15 protein-coding genes and 1 tRNA gene are annotated in these 16249 nt (G+C 64.3%); 8 read left to right on the top strand and 8 right to left on the bottom strand.

Annotated elements, in window-relative coordinates:
• Positions 1 to 161: 161 nt before the first annotated feature.
• Both X566_RS10865 and X566_RS23915 read right to left on the bottom strand, forming a co-directional pair.
• Positions 162 to 238, bottom strand: a tRNA-Arg gene (locus tag X566_RS10865).
• A 54-nt stretch (positions 239 to 292) separates the two neighbouring features.
• Positions 293 to 1258, bottom strand: coding sequence for an AraC family transcriptional regulator (locus X566_RS23915; protein ID WP_051444012.1), 966 nt, complete (start codon positions 1256 to 1258; stop codon positions 293 to 295).
• A 372-nt stretch (positions 1259 to 1630) separates the two neighbouring features.
• Between X566_RS23915 and X566_RS10855 the strand changes: the two genes are divergently transcribed.
• The gene (locus tag X566_RS10855) at positions 1631 to 2413 is read left to right on the top strand and encodes an outer membrane protein (RefSeq protein WP_160170462.1); all 783 of its coding nucleotides are present in this window, start codon (positions 1631 to 1633) and stop codon (positions 2411 to 2413) included.
• 71 nt (positions 2414 to 2484) lie between these two features.
• Here X566_RS10855 and X566_RS10850 read toward each other — a convergent pair whose 3' ends face one another.
• Positions 2485 to 3333 carry an MBL fold metallo-hydrolase gene (locus X566_RS10850; RefSeq protein ID WP_152539843.1) on the bottom strand — a complete coding sequence of 283 codons (849 nt, stop codon included), beginning with the start codon at positions 3331 to 3333 and terminating at the stop codon, positions 2485 to 2487.
• A 232-nt stretch (positions 3334 to 3565) separates the two neighbouring features.
• Between X566_RS10850 and X566_RS10845 the strand changes: the two genes are divergently transcribed.
• Entirely contained in the window at positions 3566 to 3964 is a 399-nt protein-coding gene (locus tag X566_RS10845; RefSeq protein ID WP_034466079.1) for a RidA family protein, read from the top strand.
• 77 nt (positions 3965 to 4041) lie between these two features.
• On the opposite strand, the gene X566_RS10840 is transcribed toward X566_RS10845, so the two are convergent.
• Positions 4042 to 5667 carry an FMN-binding glutamate synthase family protein gene (locus X566_RS10840; RefSeq protein WP_034466076.1) on the bottom strand — a complete coding sequence of 542 codons (1626 nt, stop codon included), beginning with the start codon at positions 5665 to 5667 and terminating at the stop codon, positions 4042 to 4044.
• 216 nt (positions 5668 to 5883) lie between these two features.
• A complete protein-coding gene (locus X566_RS10835) occupies positions 5884 to 6903 on the bottom strand; it encodes a 2-dehydropantoate 2-reductase (RefSeq protein ID WP_034468359.1) in 1020 nt (339 codons plus the stop codon).
• A gap of 197 nt (positions 6904 to 7100) precedes the next feature.
• On the opposite strand from X566_RS10835, the gene X566_RS10830 reads away from it, so the two are divergent.
• The 4 genes from X566_RS10830 (at position 7101) to X566_RS10815 (ending at position 10202) form a co-directional block, all read left to right on the top strand.
• On the top strand, positions 7101 to 8066 hold the full coding sequence (locus X566_RS10830) for a tripartite tricarboxylate transporter substrate binding protein (protein WP_034466073.1): 966 nt from the start codon (positions 7101 to 7103) through the stop codon (positions 8064 to 8066).
• 100 nt (positions 8067 to 8166) lie between these two features.
• A complete protein-coding gene (locus X566_RS10825) occupies positions 8167 to 8991 on the top strand; it encodes a YidB family protein (RefSeq protein ID WP_034466071.1) in 825 nt (274 codons plus the stop codon).
• A 45-nt stretch (positions 8992 to 9036) separates the two neighbouring features.
• Positions 9037 to 9318, top strand: a complete 282-nt coding sequence (locus X566_RS10820; protein ID WP_034466068.1) for a GlsB/YeaQ/YmgE family stress response membrane protein — start codon at positions 9037 to 9039, stop codon at positions 9316 to 9318.
• A 65-nt stretch (positions 9319 to 9383) separates the two neighbouring features.
• Positions 9384 to 10202: a metallophosphoesterase gene (locus X566_RS10815; protein ID WP_051444011.1), complete on the top strand. Its 819-nt coding sequence runs from the start codon at positions 9384 to 9386 to the stop codon at positions 10200 to 10202.
• Positions 10203 to 10266: 64 nt separating this feature from the next.
• Here X566_RS10815 and X566_RS10810 read toward each other — a convergent pair whose 3' ends face one another.
• The 3 genes from X566_RS10810 to X566_RS10800 all read right to left on the bottom strand — a co-directional run bounded on the left by X566_RS10810 (position 10267) and on the right by X566_RS10800 (position 13805).
• Positions 10267 to 11253: a tripartite tricarboxylate transporter substrate binding protein gene (locus X566_RS10810; RefSeq protein WP_081740131.1), complete on the bottom strand. Its 987-nt coding sequence runs from the start codon at positions 11251 to 11253 to the stop codon at positions 10267 to 10269.
• 67 nt (positions 11254 to 11320) lie between these two features.
• Positions 11321 to 12511, bottom strand: a complete 1191-nt coding sequence (locus tag X566_RS10805) for an alpha-hydroxy acid oxidase (RefSeq protein WP_051444010.1) — start codon at positions 12509 to 12511, stop codon at positions 11321 to 11323.
• A 145-nt stretch (positions 12512 to 12656) separates the two neighbouring features.
• Entirely contained in the window at positions 12657 to 13805 is a 1149-nt protein-coding gene (locus X566_RS10800; protein ID WP_034466066.1) for a CaiB/BaiF CoA-transferase family protein, read from the bottom strand.
• 277 nt (positions 13806 to 14082) lie between these two features.
• Between X566_RS10800 and X566_RS10795 the strand changes: the two genes are divergently transcribed.
• Together X566_RS10795 and X566_RS10790 are read left to right on the top strand one after the other, a co-directional pair.
• Entirely contained in the window at positions 14083 to 15675 is a 1593-nt protein-coding gene (locus X566_RS10795) for an acyl-CoA carboxylase subunit beta (protein ID WP_051444009.1), read from the top strand.
• 61 nt (positions 15676 to 15736) lie between these two features.
• On the top strand, positions 15737 to 16192 hold the full coding sequence (locus tag X566_RS10790) for an acetyl-CoA carboxylase biotin carboxyl carrier protein subunit (RefSeq protein ID WP_034466063.1): 456 nt from the start codon (positions 15737 to 15739) through the stop codon (positions 16190 to 16192).
• The last annotated feature ends 57 nt before the right edge of the window (positions 16193 to 16249 follow it).

Here is a 16249-nt window from a genome sequence, read left to right as displayed (position 1 = left end):
TTGACGGCCAATGGAACGCCGACTGGAAATCAAAGCCGGCTCGTGAATCGGAGAGAGCTTGCAATCAGAGCGACTTGCAAATCAGAGCCGGAGGCCGCCGCGGTCGTGGCGCCAAGCCAATGCCCATCAAGCGTGACGCCCATCAAGCGCGGCACCTATGATGGCGATCCCGGGATGACTCGAACATCCGACCTACGGTTTAGGAAACCGCCGCTCTATCCGGCTGAGCTACGGGACCGGATCGCCGTTTCATAGCAGGGGAAAGCCAGGCTCGCTACCCCTGCGCATCCCCTCAACGCCGGCACTGGGTCGGGGTTTCGCCGAATCTGCGCCTGAAACGCTGGTTGAAATATGAAACCTCGTTGAAGCCGCAGGCCAGGGCGATTTCGCTGATCTTGAGCCGATCGCCCGCCGGGCTCGTCAGCAGCCGCCGCGCGTGCTGCAACCGCCGCTCCAACAGCCGTTCGGTGAAGCTTGCGCCCGTCTCCTGCAGCAGGTCCTGAACGTAGCGCGTGGAGAGCCCGAGCCGCCTGGCAACCTGGGTGGCGGAGAAATCGGCGTCCATGAAATCGCGGTCGATCGCGGCGACAATCTCCTGGGTCCGCGATGCACGCAGGCCACGCCGCGCGGCAAGCTCCGCCGTATCACCCCGCGCGCCAAGCGCCAGCACGCTGAGGTCGAGCAGCGTCGTGCGGATATGTTCGTCGAGTTGCGGATCGCGCGGCATCCGCGACAGCTGCACCACGCTCTCGATGTAACGCCGCAGGTGAGCGACGGCCGGGCGCTGCGGATCGAGCGGACTGGCGATCAGTTCATCCGCGTGGCCGACCAGCGACACCAGCCGGTCCCGGCTGACCGTCAGCGTCGTCCAGGAAAACGGCCCATCCGAGGTCATGTCGGCCGGGACACCGTTGTTGCCGAGGAACACGCCGCCGGAGCGGACGCTCGCCTCCCGCTTGTGGTGATTCACATACAGCGCGCTACGCCCCCGGTGGAACACGAGGCAGAAGTCGTCGTCGGGACCGCGCGCGATCGCGCTGTGCGATCGCCTGATCCGGCCGATGGTGCCGCCGAAGCGGGTGACGTGCAGGTCGGTGAAGCTGGCCCAGTGAAGAAAGGCCGAAAAGGGCTGATCGTCGAGCTTCGTCATATCGACGCAACAGGTCAGGCTCTCGACGTTTTCGTACCACAACGAAAACCGCTGATCGTTTTCCAGCGAAGGATCCAGTTCTCTGGAATCGAAATACGTCTGCTGCATGGGCGCGGAGGGTGCTTATCGGACATAAAATCCTAGCGGCAGCCGCTCACGTCCCCCATGCGTAACTCTGCCGCAGGCGCCCCGGGGCAAAGCAACGCGCAAGCCGTCACCCGACAATGTTGCCAGTCGGCAACAATTTTTGGCGTCGTCGCCAGAGTGCGCTTGCACTCAAATCCGGTGCGCTGGCGAGCAAGACCCATCCCCGGACCGCTGCCATGGTGCATACCGGGCTGCACTCACGCGATGGTTTCGCCGCGGAAGACCTTCACAGCCCCGACACATGGCCGCTGCGGCGGCAAGCATCAAACGGCTCCAGGGCTTGAGGGCAAGGCAATGAAAACGTTTCTCTACGGTATAATGTGCGGACTCGGCATGACGGCGACATCCGCTTTCGCAGCGGATATGCCCTATCCGGTCAAGGCGCCGCCGGTGGTGGCTGCGCCGATCTTCACATGGACCGGCTTCTACATCGGCGCCAATGTCGGCTTCGGCGGCGATAAGTTCGATTATCCCTTCAGTGCGTTCCAGCGCCAGCTCCAGGCCGAAGCCCCTGCCCTCGAATCGCGCCTCGACGGCACGATGAGTGTCAACTCGAGCGGCTTCTTCGGCGGCGGCCAGATCGGATACAATCACCAGTTCCACAACAATGTCGTGCTCGGCCTCGAGGCGGATTTCCAAGGGTCCGGCATCGAGGGCAAGTTCGCCGGCAACGCCACGTTGATCGCGAACAACGCCCCGGCCGGCAACGCTCAGTTCGACATCGGCACCAAGATCGAATGGTTCGGCACGATACGCGCCCGCCTCGGCTACGCGTGGGACAGGGCCCTGCTCTACGCCACCGGCGGCGCCGCCTTCGGCAGCGTCAAATCCTTCGCCAGCGTCAGCGGCGCCATTGGCAACGGCCCGCTCGCGCCCTTGGCGGCGCCGGTGTCCGTGAGCGACACCCAGTGGGGCTGGACAGCCGGTGCGGGCCTCGAATATGCGCTGGCGCCGCAGTGGAGCTTCAAGACCGAGTATCTCTATATCGACCTCGGCAAACAGGCGCTGCTATCCACCCTCGTCAACGACGCCGCCAACGGCTTCTCCGCAGGCGCCAATCTCGACGTCAAGACCACGCTGCACACGGTCAAGGCCGGCGTGAACTACAGGTTCTGATCGCGCAAAAGACCGTCGCCGGCGTGGCGCGCAAACACGCCTCACGCTGGCGTGACAAGCCTCCGCACCTCTCAGACGCCGTCCAGAATCACCACGGTCGGCGTTTTCGGCAGGCTCTCAAGTGACACTGAGAACGAACGCTCGGGGCGGACATCCACCGCGAATTGCCCCGAGACCCGCTGCACAAACTCCTGCAGCGGCGTGCCCAGCCGGTGCATCGGCAATACGATCGACGACCGCAACCGCTTGGTGATCTCCGACATACCCTCGATCGATAGCGTCACGCTGTCATCGACCGGCACCATCAGGATATCGAGCCTGCCGATCGCGGCGATGTGGCTTTCATCCAGCTTATGATGCAGATGGCCGAGATGGCCGATGCATAAGCCGGCGACCTCGAAGATGAAAATCGAGTTTCCGTCCTTCTGCATGGGGGCCGAGGGATCGTAGCCGTAGCCATACCCGTAACGAAAGTTGCGGATATCGGTCGGCACGTTGCGGATGAACACGTCTCCGACGGTCAGCGCATGCTTGGCCGCGCCACCGTCATCGGCCCAGCCGTGCAGCACATGCTTGATCCGCGGGTCGGGATTGAGCGTGTAATGCGTGGTGTGCGCCCGGTTCATCGTCACCACCGTCGGCAGCCGCGGCGGCCGGTAATAGCCGTTGTAGTCCGTGGCGATCACCACGTCGGCGGGCGTCTCGATCTGATAGGTGGAATGGCCGACATAGGTGATGGTGACGCTCGACGCCTTATCGGATGCCGGACCATAGCGCGCGAAGACCACACCCGGCAGCGTCTGCGCCATCGCCAGGCATTCGCTGGCGATGCGTTCCTGCGCGTTCGTCTGCGGCGCCATCCAAATGGCGAGCAGCACCGACAGCAGAAGACGCAAGATCAAAGCAGACAAGCGCGGCATCGCATGCTCCGGACCTCAGCGATGTATCACGCCTCCCGGCGACCGGCATCAGCAATCCATCGGGGAACACGGCAAGGATGTCGCATGCGCCCCGTTATCCCGTCGCCACGAATTGCTTTGCCACTTTTGCCGGCTATGATGCCTTCGCTTGCGGCACGCCCGCGATCGCGCGGGCCGGCTGGGAGCGGCCCGCCTCACATAGACGACCGACCAACAACAACGGAGAACAACCATGCCGGTGCTGCAACCTTCTGATTGGCCACGCCCTCGCGGCTTTTCCCATGGCGTGACCGTCGACGGGCCGGGTCAATGGATCGTGCTCGCGGGCCAAACCGGACACGACGCCAACGACGGCTACCCTGACGATATCGGCGGCCAGGTTCGCATCGCGCTGGAGCGCATCGTCCGCCTGCTCAAGGAAGCGGGCGCGACACCCGAACATATCGTGCGGCTCGTCTGGTACATCACCTCCAAGAGCGAATATGAAGCGGCCGGCGCCGCCATCGGCGCTGCCTGGAAGGATACCTTGGGCCGGAATTTCCCACCCTCGACGCTTCTCTATATCTCCGGCCTCGTCGACGCCCGCGCCAAGGTCGAGATCGAAGTCACCGCATTCCTGCCGAAGGCATAGGCCAGCCGAAAACCCGAAGCTGCGGCGCAAGCGCCGCTGCTTCGCTTGCCAGAGCAAGCCGCGCACCGACCGATGCATCACATCGATGCGTGGAAACTGTCGGCACGCGCCATCGCCCAGGCATCGCGGAAGCGCGGATCGCTGGTGCCTTCGATCAGTTCACCGCCGCGCAGCGCCGGGTAAAGCCGCGCGAACGACATCACCTCGGTATTCGACACCCGGCGGCTGAAATGGATCGGCTGCATCTCGTTCGGATGGTCGAATCCCGCCGCAGCGGTCAGTTCCGCCAGCGCATGCAACGTGTAGTGATGGAAGTTGTAGACCCGCTCGGTCTTGTCCGGCACGAACAAGGCCCGACGGCGGCTGGGGTCCTGGGTCGCCACGCCCGTCGGGCACTTGTCCGTGTGGCAACTCAGCGACTGGATGCAGCCGAGCGCGAACATGAATCCGCGCGCCGAGTTGCACCAGTCCGCGCCCAGCGCCATCGCGCGGGCGATATCAAAGGCAGTGGCGATCTTGCCCGAGGTGCCGATGCGAATCCGGTCGCGGGCGTTGATGCCCACCAGCGCGTTGTGCACGAAATTGACGCCCTCGCGCATCGGCATGCCGAGGTGATCCATGAACTCCAGCGGCGCGGCGCCGGTGCCGCCTTCCTTGCCATCGACGACGACGAAGTCGGGGTAAATCTGCGTCTCCAGCATCGCCTTGCAGATCGACAGGAACTCCCAAGGGTGGCCGATGCAGAGCTTGAAGCCAACCGGCTTGCCCTCGGATAGACGCCGCAACTCGGCGATGAACTGCATCATTTCGATCGGCGTCGAGAAGGCGCTGTGCTTGGGCGGCGAGATGCAGTCCTCGCCAAGCTCAATGCCGCGGATCGCCGCGATTTCCTTGCTCACCTTCGCCGCCGGCAGCACGCCGCCATGGCCGGGCTTGGCGCCCTGGCTGATCTTGATCTCGATCATCTTGATCTGGTCGAGCGTCGCCAGCGCCACGAACTTCTCCGGATCGAACTTGCCGTCGCGGGTGCGGCAGCTGAAATAACCCGACCCGATTTCCCAGATCAGGTCGCCGCCGATCTCACGGTGATAGGGGCTGACGCCGCCTTCCCCCGTATCGTGGGCGAAATTGCCCTTCTTGGCTCCGCCGTTCAGCGCGCGAATCGCGTTCGCGCTCAGCGAACCGAAGCTCATGGCGGAAATGTTGAACACCGACGCTGAATACGGCTTGGCACAATCGGGGCCGCCGACCGTGATCCGGAATTTCTCGTTGGCGATCGGCTTCGGCACGATCGAGTGGTGTACCCATTCGTAGCCTTCCTGATAGACATTGTACTGGGTGCCGAACGGCCGCTTGTCGAGATCGATCTTGGCGCGCTGATACACCAGCGCACGGGTATCGCGGCTGAACGGCGTGCCGTCCTTCTCGCTTTCGAAGAAATACTGCCGCATCTCCGGGCGAATGCTCTCGAGCAGGAACCGCAAGTGCGCCGCGATCGGATAGTTGCGCAGCACCGCATGCCGCTTCTGGATCAGGTCGCGAATGCCGAGCAGCGTCAGTCCGCCGAAGAGCACCAGCGGGATCACGACGATCTCGAACGCCTTGAAGCTCTCCAAACCGATCAGCAGCAGCACGGCCGTTATCACCACGCACGCGGTGAAGACGAAGTAGCGCGGCGTGAACGGAAGCATCAGAGACTGCATGATGAACCCCGCTGGCGACGACCTGACCTCTGCGCCACCTTCTGGCGCAGGCTGGGCTCAGCGAGAGCCCACGCATGCGACATCTGTAAGACAACATCCGGAAGACAGATGCAAAATCAAGGCAGATGCAAAATCAACGCAGCGTATCACGCTGAATTTTGCCGACCAAGCGTGGCCGACCATCGCCGTTCAGATGGCCCTGCACCCAAGAGCCGATTACCAACCGTCGATCCTGACAATCTGATCCGGCTTCATCCGCGGCGAGCCACGCCCCTCCGTTTCGGCCGTCCGCATCAGATCGAGCAGTCGCTCCGATAGCGTGACGTTCTGATGATATCGCTTGCCCAGCCTGACGATGACGCCCTGCAAATCATCGATCTCCGTGCGCCGCCCGCGCTGCAGATCGTTCCACATCGACGAACGCGCCTGCGGATCGATCTTCAGCATCGAACCGGCGATCGCGCGGAAAAGCGGGTCCGGCAAGCGCAGGACGAACGGCAGCCAGGGCGCAGGCAAGGGCGTCGCCAGCACCGGCTTGATGCCTGCGGTCTTCATCACCCGCAGCGCCTCGGCAATCTGATGGGCCAGCAGCACACGCCATGGCCGTTGGGCGAGCTGCTCCCGCAGCGGCAGACCGGACAGCGCGTTGATGGCGTTGTTCAGATTGAACAGCAGTTTGCCCCACTGCACGTCGGCAATGCGGCCACTGGATGCCATCGCAAGCCCCGGCACCGAAAGTTGTGCCGCGATACCGGCCTCATCCTGCTCGAGCACGATATCGCCCGACGTCGCACGATGCACATGCGCGGCGCCGGCCGACACCACATTGAACGGGACCATGCCGGCAAGCACGCGTCTGTCACCGCCATAAGCTCGCAGCACCTCCGTATTGCCGACGCCGTTCTGCAAGCTGACAATCACGGCGTTTGCGGGCGCATGGTTGGCGATCAGCGTCGCCATCACAGCCGTATCGGGGCTTTTGACGGTGACGAGGATGATCGCGGCCTGCGCCAGGGATGCTGGATCATCCGCCAGTATGAGAGCATCGGCCGGCACATGGCGATCAAGCCCCTCATAGCTCGTCAGGTGCAGACCGTTGGCACGGATGTCATCAATCATGCCACGGCGCGCGAGCAACGTGACCGGATACCCCGCGCTCGCAAGCATGCCGCCGACGAAACAACCGATATTACCCGCGCCCGCGACGGCGATCCGCCCCGTCTGCTGATCGGTCAAAGTCTCCTCCCTGCGACAGCGCGCCGTGCCAAGCACGCATGGTCCGCAGATCGGACCAGGCTCGCCTGATACCATGTCCACGCACCTTATCGGTTGATCGCATTCGCCTTACGGACGATGATAGCGATATCGATGGCCGTCGTGTCATCAAAAACGACGAGACCTGAAAACAGGTCCGCGCATTGAGGAACGTTCCCATGAAAGCCAGGTTGTCGGCTCTCGCCATCGTCGCAGCGCTCGCGGGCTTCGCAACGGCTGCAAGCGCCGAGTATCCCACGAAGCCGATCACCCTGGTCGTACCGTTCGCCGCCGGCGGCTCCAACGACATCGTCGCGCGCGCGATCGGCAAGAAGCTCGGCGAAGCCTGGGGCCAGACCGTGGTGATCGACAACCGCGCCGGCGCAGGCGGCGTGATCGGCGCAGCCTTCGTCGCCAATTCAGCCCCGGATGGCTACACGCTGCTGCTGGTCTCGTCGACCTATACGATCAACCCTGCCGTGAAGTCGGCCATGCCGTTCGATACGGTGAAGGCTTTCGAGCCGGTCGCCTATCTCGCGCAATCACCGTTGCTGATGGGCGCTGCGAACAAACTACCGATCACCTCGGCAAAGGACTTGATCGCACTCGCCAAGAGCAAGCCGGGCTCGATCAATTACGCCTCCGCAGGTCCGGGCAGCATCAACCAGATCGCCTCGGAGCTGTTCGCCTCGCAGGCTGGCATCAAGCTCGTGCATGTTCCCTACAAGGGCGGATCGCTGGCCGTGAACGATCTCATCGGCGGCCATGTCGATCTCTACATTTCCAGCATGCCGCAGATGCTGCAGGTGGCCAGAACGGGACAAGTCAGACCGCTGGCGCTGACCGGGTTGAAGCGGCTGGCGATCCTTCCGGATGTCCCCACCCTCGACGAGATCGGACTTAAAGGTTACGAGGCCTCATCATGGTGGGGTATCGTTGCACCTGCCGGCGTGCCGCAGGAGATCGTCAGCAAGCTGAACGCAGAGATCAACAAGGCGCTCGACAGCGACGAGATGAAACGCTTTCTCGAGGGCGAAGGCGCCGAGGCCGCACCGTTGACGCCGCAGGGGTTCCGCGATCTGATCGCCCGGGAAATGCAGCGCTGGGACAAGGTCGCCAAGGAGGCCAACATCCGAGCGGACTGAATGGGAGGCAGACTGTCGGCCGGCCCCATTTTACCGCATCTTGTAACCGTCATACGCTGGCACTAGGTTGTTCAAAGTCGCGATAGCGTAGGAGGCCGACATGGGTTTGCTCGATATCCTCAACGGCATGCAGAACGGGCCGCGCGGTCCTAGCACGCCATCTGCCGATAAAAGCGAGAGCGGCGGCGGTATGTCGCCGATTATGATGGCGATCCTCGCCTTGCTCGCCTACAAAACCGTTAAACATGTAACGAGTGGCAGCCACCCGCAAAGCGCACCCGCAGGTGGCGGGACAACGGCTGACCGCACTGCCCTCCCAGGCGGCAGCACCGCTGACAGTCCGAGTGGCAGCACCACCAGCGGCCCGGGTGGTCTTGGCGATATCCTCGGCAATGTGCTCGGTGGCGGCGCCAAACCCGGCGCACCAAGCGGCGGAGGCAATGCCGTCGGCAATAGCGCACCTGCCGGTGGCCTTGGCGATATTCTCGGCAGCATTCTTGGTGGCGGCGCGCGGCCGAACACGCCTGGCGGCAGCCCCAATGCCGGCAATGCGACCGCAAGCGGTACGGCGCCAGCCGGCGGATTGAGCGATCTGCTGAAAGGCGGACTCGGCGGTCTGCTGGCGGGCGGCGCGGCAGGCACCGTGCTGAGCGGTGGCCTCAACGATCTGCTCAAGCAACTGCAGGAAGGCGGTCAAAAGGATGCCGCCGACTCATGGGTCGCCAAGGGCGAGAACAAGCAGATCGATCCCAACGATCTCGCCGGCGCGCTCGGCGCCGATCAGATCAGCACGCTGATGGATCAGACCGGTCTCTCGCGCCAGGATCTGCTCGACGGATTGAGCCAATACCTGCCCGGCATCATCGACCATCTCACGCCGGACGGGCGCGTTCCGTCGGAGAACGAACTGCGCCGCCTGCTCTGAGGCGGCCGGCGCGAACGACACGCACACAAAAGAGGGGATCGGGCTATGAGCGGCATCTTGTGGATCATCATTGTCGGCTTCGTTGCAGGCATGATCGCGCGATGGCTCTCGCCCGGCCCCAACAATCCGTCCGGCTTCATCCTGACCTGCGTCTTGGGCATCGCCGGCGCGTTCCTCTCCACCTTCATCGGCCAGGCGATCGGCTGGTATTCACCGAGTCAGGGCGCGGGCTTCATCACCGCGACCATCGGCGCCCTGGTGGTGCTGTTCATCTGGAACAGGCTGGTTGCCAGCGGCCGAATTTCCGATCCGGGAAACAAAGTCTGAAGCCCATCCGTCGCAGACACGAAGAGTCGCGACGCCAATCAGACTGACATCGAACGGCCGCTTCAATGCTGATTGCACAAGTCTCCGACAGCCACATCGAGGCGCCGGGCGTGATCGCGCACGGGCATTACGACGCTCATGCGCGATTTGTCCGCGCACTCCAACAGATCACGGCCGTCCAGCCGAGGCCCGATTTCCTGATCCACACCGGCGACGCCACCCATCACGGCGATCTCGCCGTGCATCGCGAATTGCGCGCGCAGATGGAGGCCACCGGCATTCCCTATGCGGTGATCCCCGGCAACCACGACGAGACCGGCCCACTGCGCGAGGTGTTCGCCGACAAGGCCTGGATGCCGCAGGGGCCGTTCCTGCATTTCGTGATCGAGCTGCCGCCGGTCCGCATCATCTGCCTCGACACGACGATCCCCGGCAAGGTCGAAGGCACGCTCTGCCCGGACCGGCTGGCATGGCTGGAGGAGCGGCTGGCGGAAGCACCGAACGCACCGACGATGATCGCCATGCATCATCCGGCCTTCCGCATCGGCCGCGCGGTCAGCGACGCCCGTCCTTTCGGCAACGCCGCAGCGTTCGCCGCGCTGGTCGCGCGCTTTCCGAATGCCTCGCTGATTACGGCAGGGCATGTGCATTGCACGCTGCAGGCGCACATCGGCAACGCCGTCGCGCTCGCGGTGCCGAGCACCGCCTATCAGTTCGCCGCGGACCGCCGTCCGCGCGCGCCGCTGTCGCTGATCGACGAACCGGCCGGCTTCTACCTGCACGACTGGGATGCGGACGCGGGGTTCACCTCGCAATGCGTCCTGATCGGCGATTACACGGTCACACCGCATCAGCCGGCACCGCGCCCGGCCGCCCAGACGTAAAAGCTCGATCCAGCATTGCTGGACCGGGCTTCATAGCGGTATGTCGCAAGACCGGTTCTTGTTCTTACTCAGGCTCGATCCCGGCGTCCTTCACGGCCTTCGCCCACTTCTCGGTCTCGCTGACGACGAACTTGCCGAGCTCGTCCGGGGTCATCGGCGCAGCTTCGCCGCCGGTCGCAGCGAAGCTCTCCTTCATCGCCGGGCTCTCGACGCCCTTGCGCAGAATGACCGCGAGCTTGTCGATGATCGGCCGCGGCGTACCGGCCGGCGCGAACGCCGCCGTCCACGCCGAGATGGAATAGCCATCGAGGCCGCTCTCCGCCATGGTCGGCACGTCGGGCAGATCGACGTGGCGCTTTTCGAGCGTCACCGCGATCGGGCGCAGCTTGCCGGCCCGGATCAGCGGCAACGCCGGGGTGACATCGGAGATCATGAAATCAACCTGGCGGGCCATCACGTCGGTAATGGCCTGCGGCACGCCCTTGTAGGGAATGTGCAGCATCTGCAGCCCCGCCATGGTGGCGTACATCTCGCTGGCGATACGCGTGGACGAACTGCCGCTCGCGAAAGTCAGCTTGCCCGGCTGCTCCTTCGCCAATTTCGTCAGGTCGGCGAGCGTCTTCACCGGGCTTTCCGACGCGACGACCAGCACCAGGCCGGCGCGCGCGATACGCCCGATCGGCGCGAAATCCTTGATCGGATCGTAGGGCAGTTTCTTGAACAGCGACGCGTTCGCCGCATGCGTCGTGTTGGTCGTGACGAACAGCGTATAGCCGTCCGGCGGCGAGGTCGCCGCCGCCTGGGCCGCGATGAACCCGCTGGCGCCCGGCTTGTTGTCGATCACCACCGGCTGCCCCGTCTCGTCGGTGATGATCTGCGCCACCCGGCGCGCCGACGTATCGGTGCCGCTGCCCGGCGGGAACGGCACGATGATCTTGATCGGTTTATTCGGATACTCGCCGTCGGCAGCGTAGGCTTGCGGCACCACGCCCGCCACCAGCACAAGCGCGAGCAACGCGAGCCACACGGCCCGAACACGCGAGACGCACATACAACAACTCTCCTGGTCGTTTCCTGTTGGTTTGCTGCCGCTCTGTTGTCACCGTCTGCCGGGACAGTCAACCGACCAGGCTTGCCGCCGAATTGGTCCCCCGCGGTGCGAACAGGATGTCGGGCGTGATCTCCTCGACCGTGTTGCAGCCGCAATAGACCATCGTGTTGTCGAGCTCTTTGCGGATTACGCCGATGGCCTTGGCGGCGCCGGCCTGGCCTCCGACCGAGGTGCCATAAAGCGTGGCCCGTCCCGTCAGCACCGCCTTTGCGCCGAGCGCCAGCGCCTTGGCGATATCGGAGCCGCGCCGCACGCCGCTGTCGAGCAGCACCGTCGCTTTCTCGCCGACCGCATCGGCGATCTCCGGCAGGGCATCGATGGAGGCGACCGCGCTATCCATGTTGCGGCCGCCGTGATTGGACACGACGATGCCATCGCAGCCGTGCTCGGCGGCGCGCAGCGCATCGTCCGGCCGGTTGATACCCTTCACCATCAGGATGCCGGGCCACATCTTGCGGAAGATCTTGATGTCTTCCCATGACAGGCTGTCCCGCCGCATCACCGCGTTGACGTTCGGATCGGTGCGGATCGAGTGCTGCAGATGCTTCGGATAGTTCTCGTATTTCGGCAAGCCGCCGCGCATCGCGTAGCGCGCCAGCACCGTTGCCATCCAGCGCGGCCGCGTCAGCATGTCGAGCGTCGCCCGCGTGGTCATGCGGAACGGCTGATGGAAGCCGTTCTTGGCGTTGTATTCGCGGTTCGGCGAGACCGCCGTATCGACCGTGACGATCAGCGCCTCGAACCCGCAATTCTTGGCGCGCTCCACCAGCTCATAGGAAAGCTTGCGATCTTCCCAGACGTAGAGCTGCATCCAGAGTCGGCCCGGCGCCTTCTCGGCGATCTCCTCCATTGGCGTCATCGCGCCGGTCGCCAGCGTGAACGGAATTTTCGCCGCCGCCGCGGCCTTCGCCAGCTCCAGCTCGCCGTGATACCAGCACATCCCCGCCACGCCGGTCGGCGCGATCGCCATCGGCATGCTGACCGGCTTGCCGAACAGCGTCGTCGCCATCGTGCGATGGGTCATGTCGACCAGCGCCCGGTGCTTCAGCTTCAGCCGCTCGAACGCGGCGCGGTTGTTGGCCAGCGCCACCTCGTCCTCGGTGCCGCGGTCAAAGAACTCGAAGACGCCTTTCGGCAGCCGCTTCCTCGCAGCATCGCGGAGATCGAAGATATTGTAGCAGTCGTCCAGGCGGGCCATCGGCGCTTCCTTTTTTCTTTATTGATGACGGCAGCACCGTGCGTGTCAACAGACGACCACGCGTCACGGACGGGCGGAGCATGAATGTTCTACCCGCGACCGCATTTCCTCTCCGTGCCGTTAGCCGGACCGCAGGGGCTCAGGATTACTCGGCGGCGTCGACCTTCAGCGCGCCGAACACCTCATCGTTATGCTCGCCGACCTTCGGCGAGTCGCGATAAGGGTGCGGCCGCTCGCCGTTGAACTGGATCGGCAGGCCGACGATCTTGGCGTTGCTGCCCGGCAGCGTGCGCAGAATGTCCATCGCTTTGAGCTGCTCGGATTGCGACAGTTCCGGGATGCTATTGACGGGGCTGTTCGGCACCCCCGCCTTGGTGAAAGCGGCCAGCCAATGCTCGCGCGGTTTCTCGCGCAGCACCGGCTCGATCAGCGCGATCAGTTCGCTGCGATGCGCGTTGCGGTCCGGCCCGGTCTTGAAGCGTGGATCGCTGCTCCATTCCGGATGCCCCATCACCTTGGCGCACTTCTCGAACAGGCGATTGTTGCCGGCGGCGATGCAGATCGGGTGATCGGCGGTATCGAACGTCTGATAGGGAACGAGGGTCGCGCTGGCGCCGCCGAACCGCACCGGCTCCTTGCCGCTGAGGTGATAGTTGTTGAGCGGCCCCGCCACCCAGTTGACCGCGGACTCGAACAGCGAGGTATCGATCACGCAGCCCTTGCCGGTGCGGTTGCGCTCGGCCAACGCCGCCAGCGCGCCGATGGTGCACCACATGCCGGTGGCGACGTCGTTGATCGCCGGCGCGCAGAACGTCGGCGGATCTTCCGGCCGGCCGGTGAGCGTCATCACCGCACCATAGGCCTGTGCCAGCGGATCGAAGCCCGGCGCATCACGCATCGGCCCCTTGTTGCCGAATGCGCCGATCGAACAGTAGATCAACCGGGGATTCACCGCGAGCATGACATCCGGACCGATACCCATCTCCTGCGCGATGCCGGGGCGGAGATTCTGAATCAGGATGTCCGCGTCGCGCACGAGCAGCTTCAGCTTCTCGACCTCGGCGCTGCTCTTGATATCGACGGTTACCGAACGTTTGTTGCGGTTCGTGGAGTGGAACATCATCGAGGACTCGTCCACGAAGGGAGGTCCCCACATCCGCGCATCGTCGCCGCCGTCCGGCTTCTCGACCTTGATCACGTCGGCGCCCATGTCCGCCATGATCGCGCCGGCCAGCGGCCCTGCGAGCGCTTGGCCCACCTCGATCACCTTGATGCCTGTGAGCGGTCCGGCCATGGTCGCTTGCTCCTGTCAGTGAGGTTTTTGTCGTTGTCTTCGAGACTCGAGCTTGGTCCCGTTTATAAAACCGGCATGCGCCGTGCGGGATCATGCATCTATCGCTAGCCGAATGGGCGAACGCTGTCACGCTGCAACGCCTGCCGGACCGGAATACACCATATGCGCTGCATGCGTCGCAAATGCCGCATGCGCAATGGACTTCTCGCGCAAAGCTTCGGAAACTGCGGTCAGCCAATCAAGCGCTGACCAACAGCGCATCTGGGAGAGGATGCCAATGAACCGCCCCGTGCCGCCCCCCGTCGAGGAAACCGGCTGGCAGAAGGAACTGGACGAACTCGCCGAACGCAAACGCATCGCCCGGCAGATGGGTGGCGAGGAACGCGTCGCCCGCCAGCATGCGGGAGGACGGCTCACCGTCCGCGAGCGCATCGAGAAAACCCTCGATCCCGGCTCGTTCCACGAACTCGGCTCGGTGGCCGGCAAGGCCAAATACGACAAGAATGGCGCGATGGTCGATTTCATGCCCGGCAACGGCGTGTTCGGTCGCGGCCGGGTAAACGGACGTCCGGTCATCATCTTCGGTGACGACTTCACCGTACGCGGCGGCTCCGCCGATGCCTCGATCCGCGCCAAGTACCAAATGCCGGAACAGATGGCCGCGGAATTCCGCATGCCGATCATCCGCATCATCGAGGGCTCCGGCGGCGGCGGCTCGGTGAAGACCATCGAGACCAAGGGCTACGCCAACCTGCCGGGCGGCATCGGCGCGAGCTCCGGCCTGCATCTGTGCGCCCAGAACATGGGGCTCGTCCCGGTCGTCGCGCTCGGCCTCGGCTCGGTCGCGGGTCTCGGCGCGGCGCGCCTGTCAGCGAGCCACTACTCGCTGATGGTGAAGGATACGTCAGCGGTATTCGTCGCGGGCCCGCCGGTGGTTGACCGGCTCGGCGAGAAACGCACCAAGCAGGAACTCGGCGGCCACAAGGTGCAGATCGCCGCCGGCACCGTTGACGACGCCGTCAACACCGAGGAGGAAGCGTTCGAGCGCGCGCGCAAGTTCCTCTCCTATCTGCCGCAGTCGATCTGGGAGCTGCCGCCGCGCGCGGAAAATTGGGACGACCCGGACCGGCGCGAGGAAAGCCTGCTGTCGATCGTACCGCGCGATCGCAAGAAGGCGTACCAGATGCGCAAGATCATCGACTCCGTGGTCGACAAGGGATCGTTCTTCGAGATCGCCAAAGGCTTCGGCCGCGCGATCATCACCGGCTTCGCGCGCTTGGACGGCTGGCCGGTCGGCATCCTGGCCGGCGACCCGTTGCACGACGGTGGCGCCTGGAATGCGGCCGCATCGCGCAAGATCACCAAATTCGTCGACACCTGCCAGACATTCCATCTGCCCGTGGTTCACTTGGTGGATTGCTTCGGCTTCGCGGTCGGCCTGCAGGCCGAATCCACCGGCACCATGCGGTTCGCGGTGCAGGCGGTGAGCGCGATCCATCAAAGCACCGTGCCGTGGTGCTCGATCATCGTCCGCAACGTGTTCGGGGTCGGCGGCGGCGCGCACCTGCCGCATACGCATCCCTCGTTCCGCTATTCGTGGCCGTCCGGAAACTGGGGCTCGCTGCCGTTGGAGGGCGGCGTCGAGGCCGCCTATCGTGCGGAGATCGATGCCGCCGACGATCCAGTCGCCAAGCTCGCGGAGATCGAGCAGAGATTGGAACGATTGCGTTCGCCATTCCGGACTGCGGAAGCCTTCCTGATCGAGGAGATCATCGATCCGCGCGACACCAGGCCGCTGATCTGCGAGTTCGCCAACCTCGCGGCACCGTTGCGCCAGACCGGGCCGTCAGCGTTCACGATGCGGCCGTGAAGCATGATCCGGACCAGATCATGCCGCAACAACTTCGACAATGAATTAAGAAAGAAAGACGATGGCCCCTATTCCCTTCGAGCCCGGCGCGATCCGGATGCTCGCAAAGCTCATGGCTGAAACCGGCCTCACCGAAATCGAGTTGGCCGAGAAGGATCGCCGCATTCGTGTGGTGCGCGGAGCCGTGCAGGCGCCGATGCAGCATGTGATGATCCCAGCCACTCCATCGGCAGCCATCGCCGCCGAACCCCCGGCGCCGGCCGTCGCTGGCGTTGCTGATCCCGACGCGGTGCTGAGTCCGATGGTGGGCGTCGCCTACCTGACGCCGGAGCCGAACGCCCCCTCCTTCATCAGTGTCGGCGCGCGCGTCGAGGCGGGTCAGACGCTGCTGCTGATCGAGGCGATGAAGACGTTCAACCCGATCACCGCACCGAAGGCCGGTACGGTCACCCGGATCCTGGTGGAATCCGGCGACTCGGTCGACCAGGGCCAGCCACTGGTCGTGATTGGACCGTAGGATGAACCCACCGAGAGCCGCCGCTGGATCGGAGAATGTCTCCTCATGGTGGTGAGG

It is taken from the genome of Afipia sp. P52-10 (assembly GCF_000516555.1).
Classification (GTDB): Bacteria; Pseudomonadota; Alphaproteobacteria; order Rhizobiales; family Xanthobacteraceae; genus P52-10.
The sequence above is the reverse complement of the archived record's forward strand: the minus strand, read 5'-3'. Positions and strand labels throughout refer to the sequence as shown.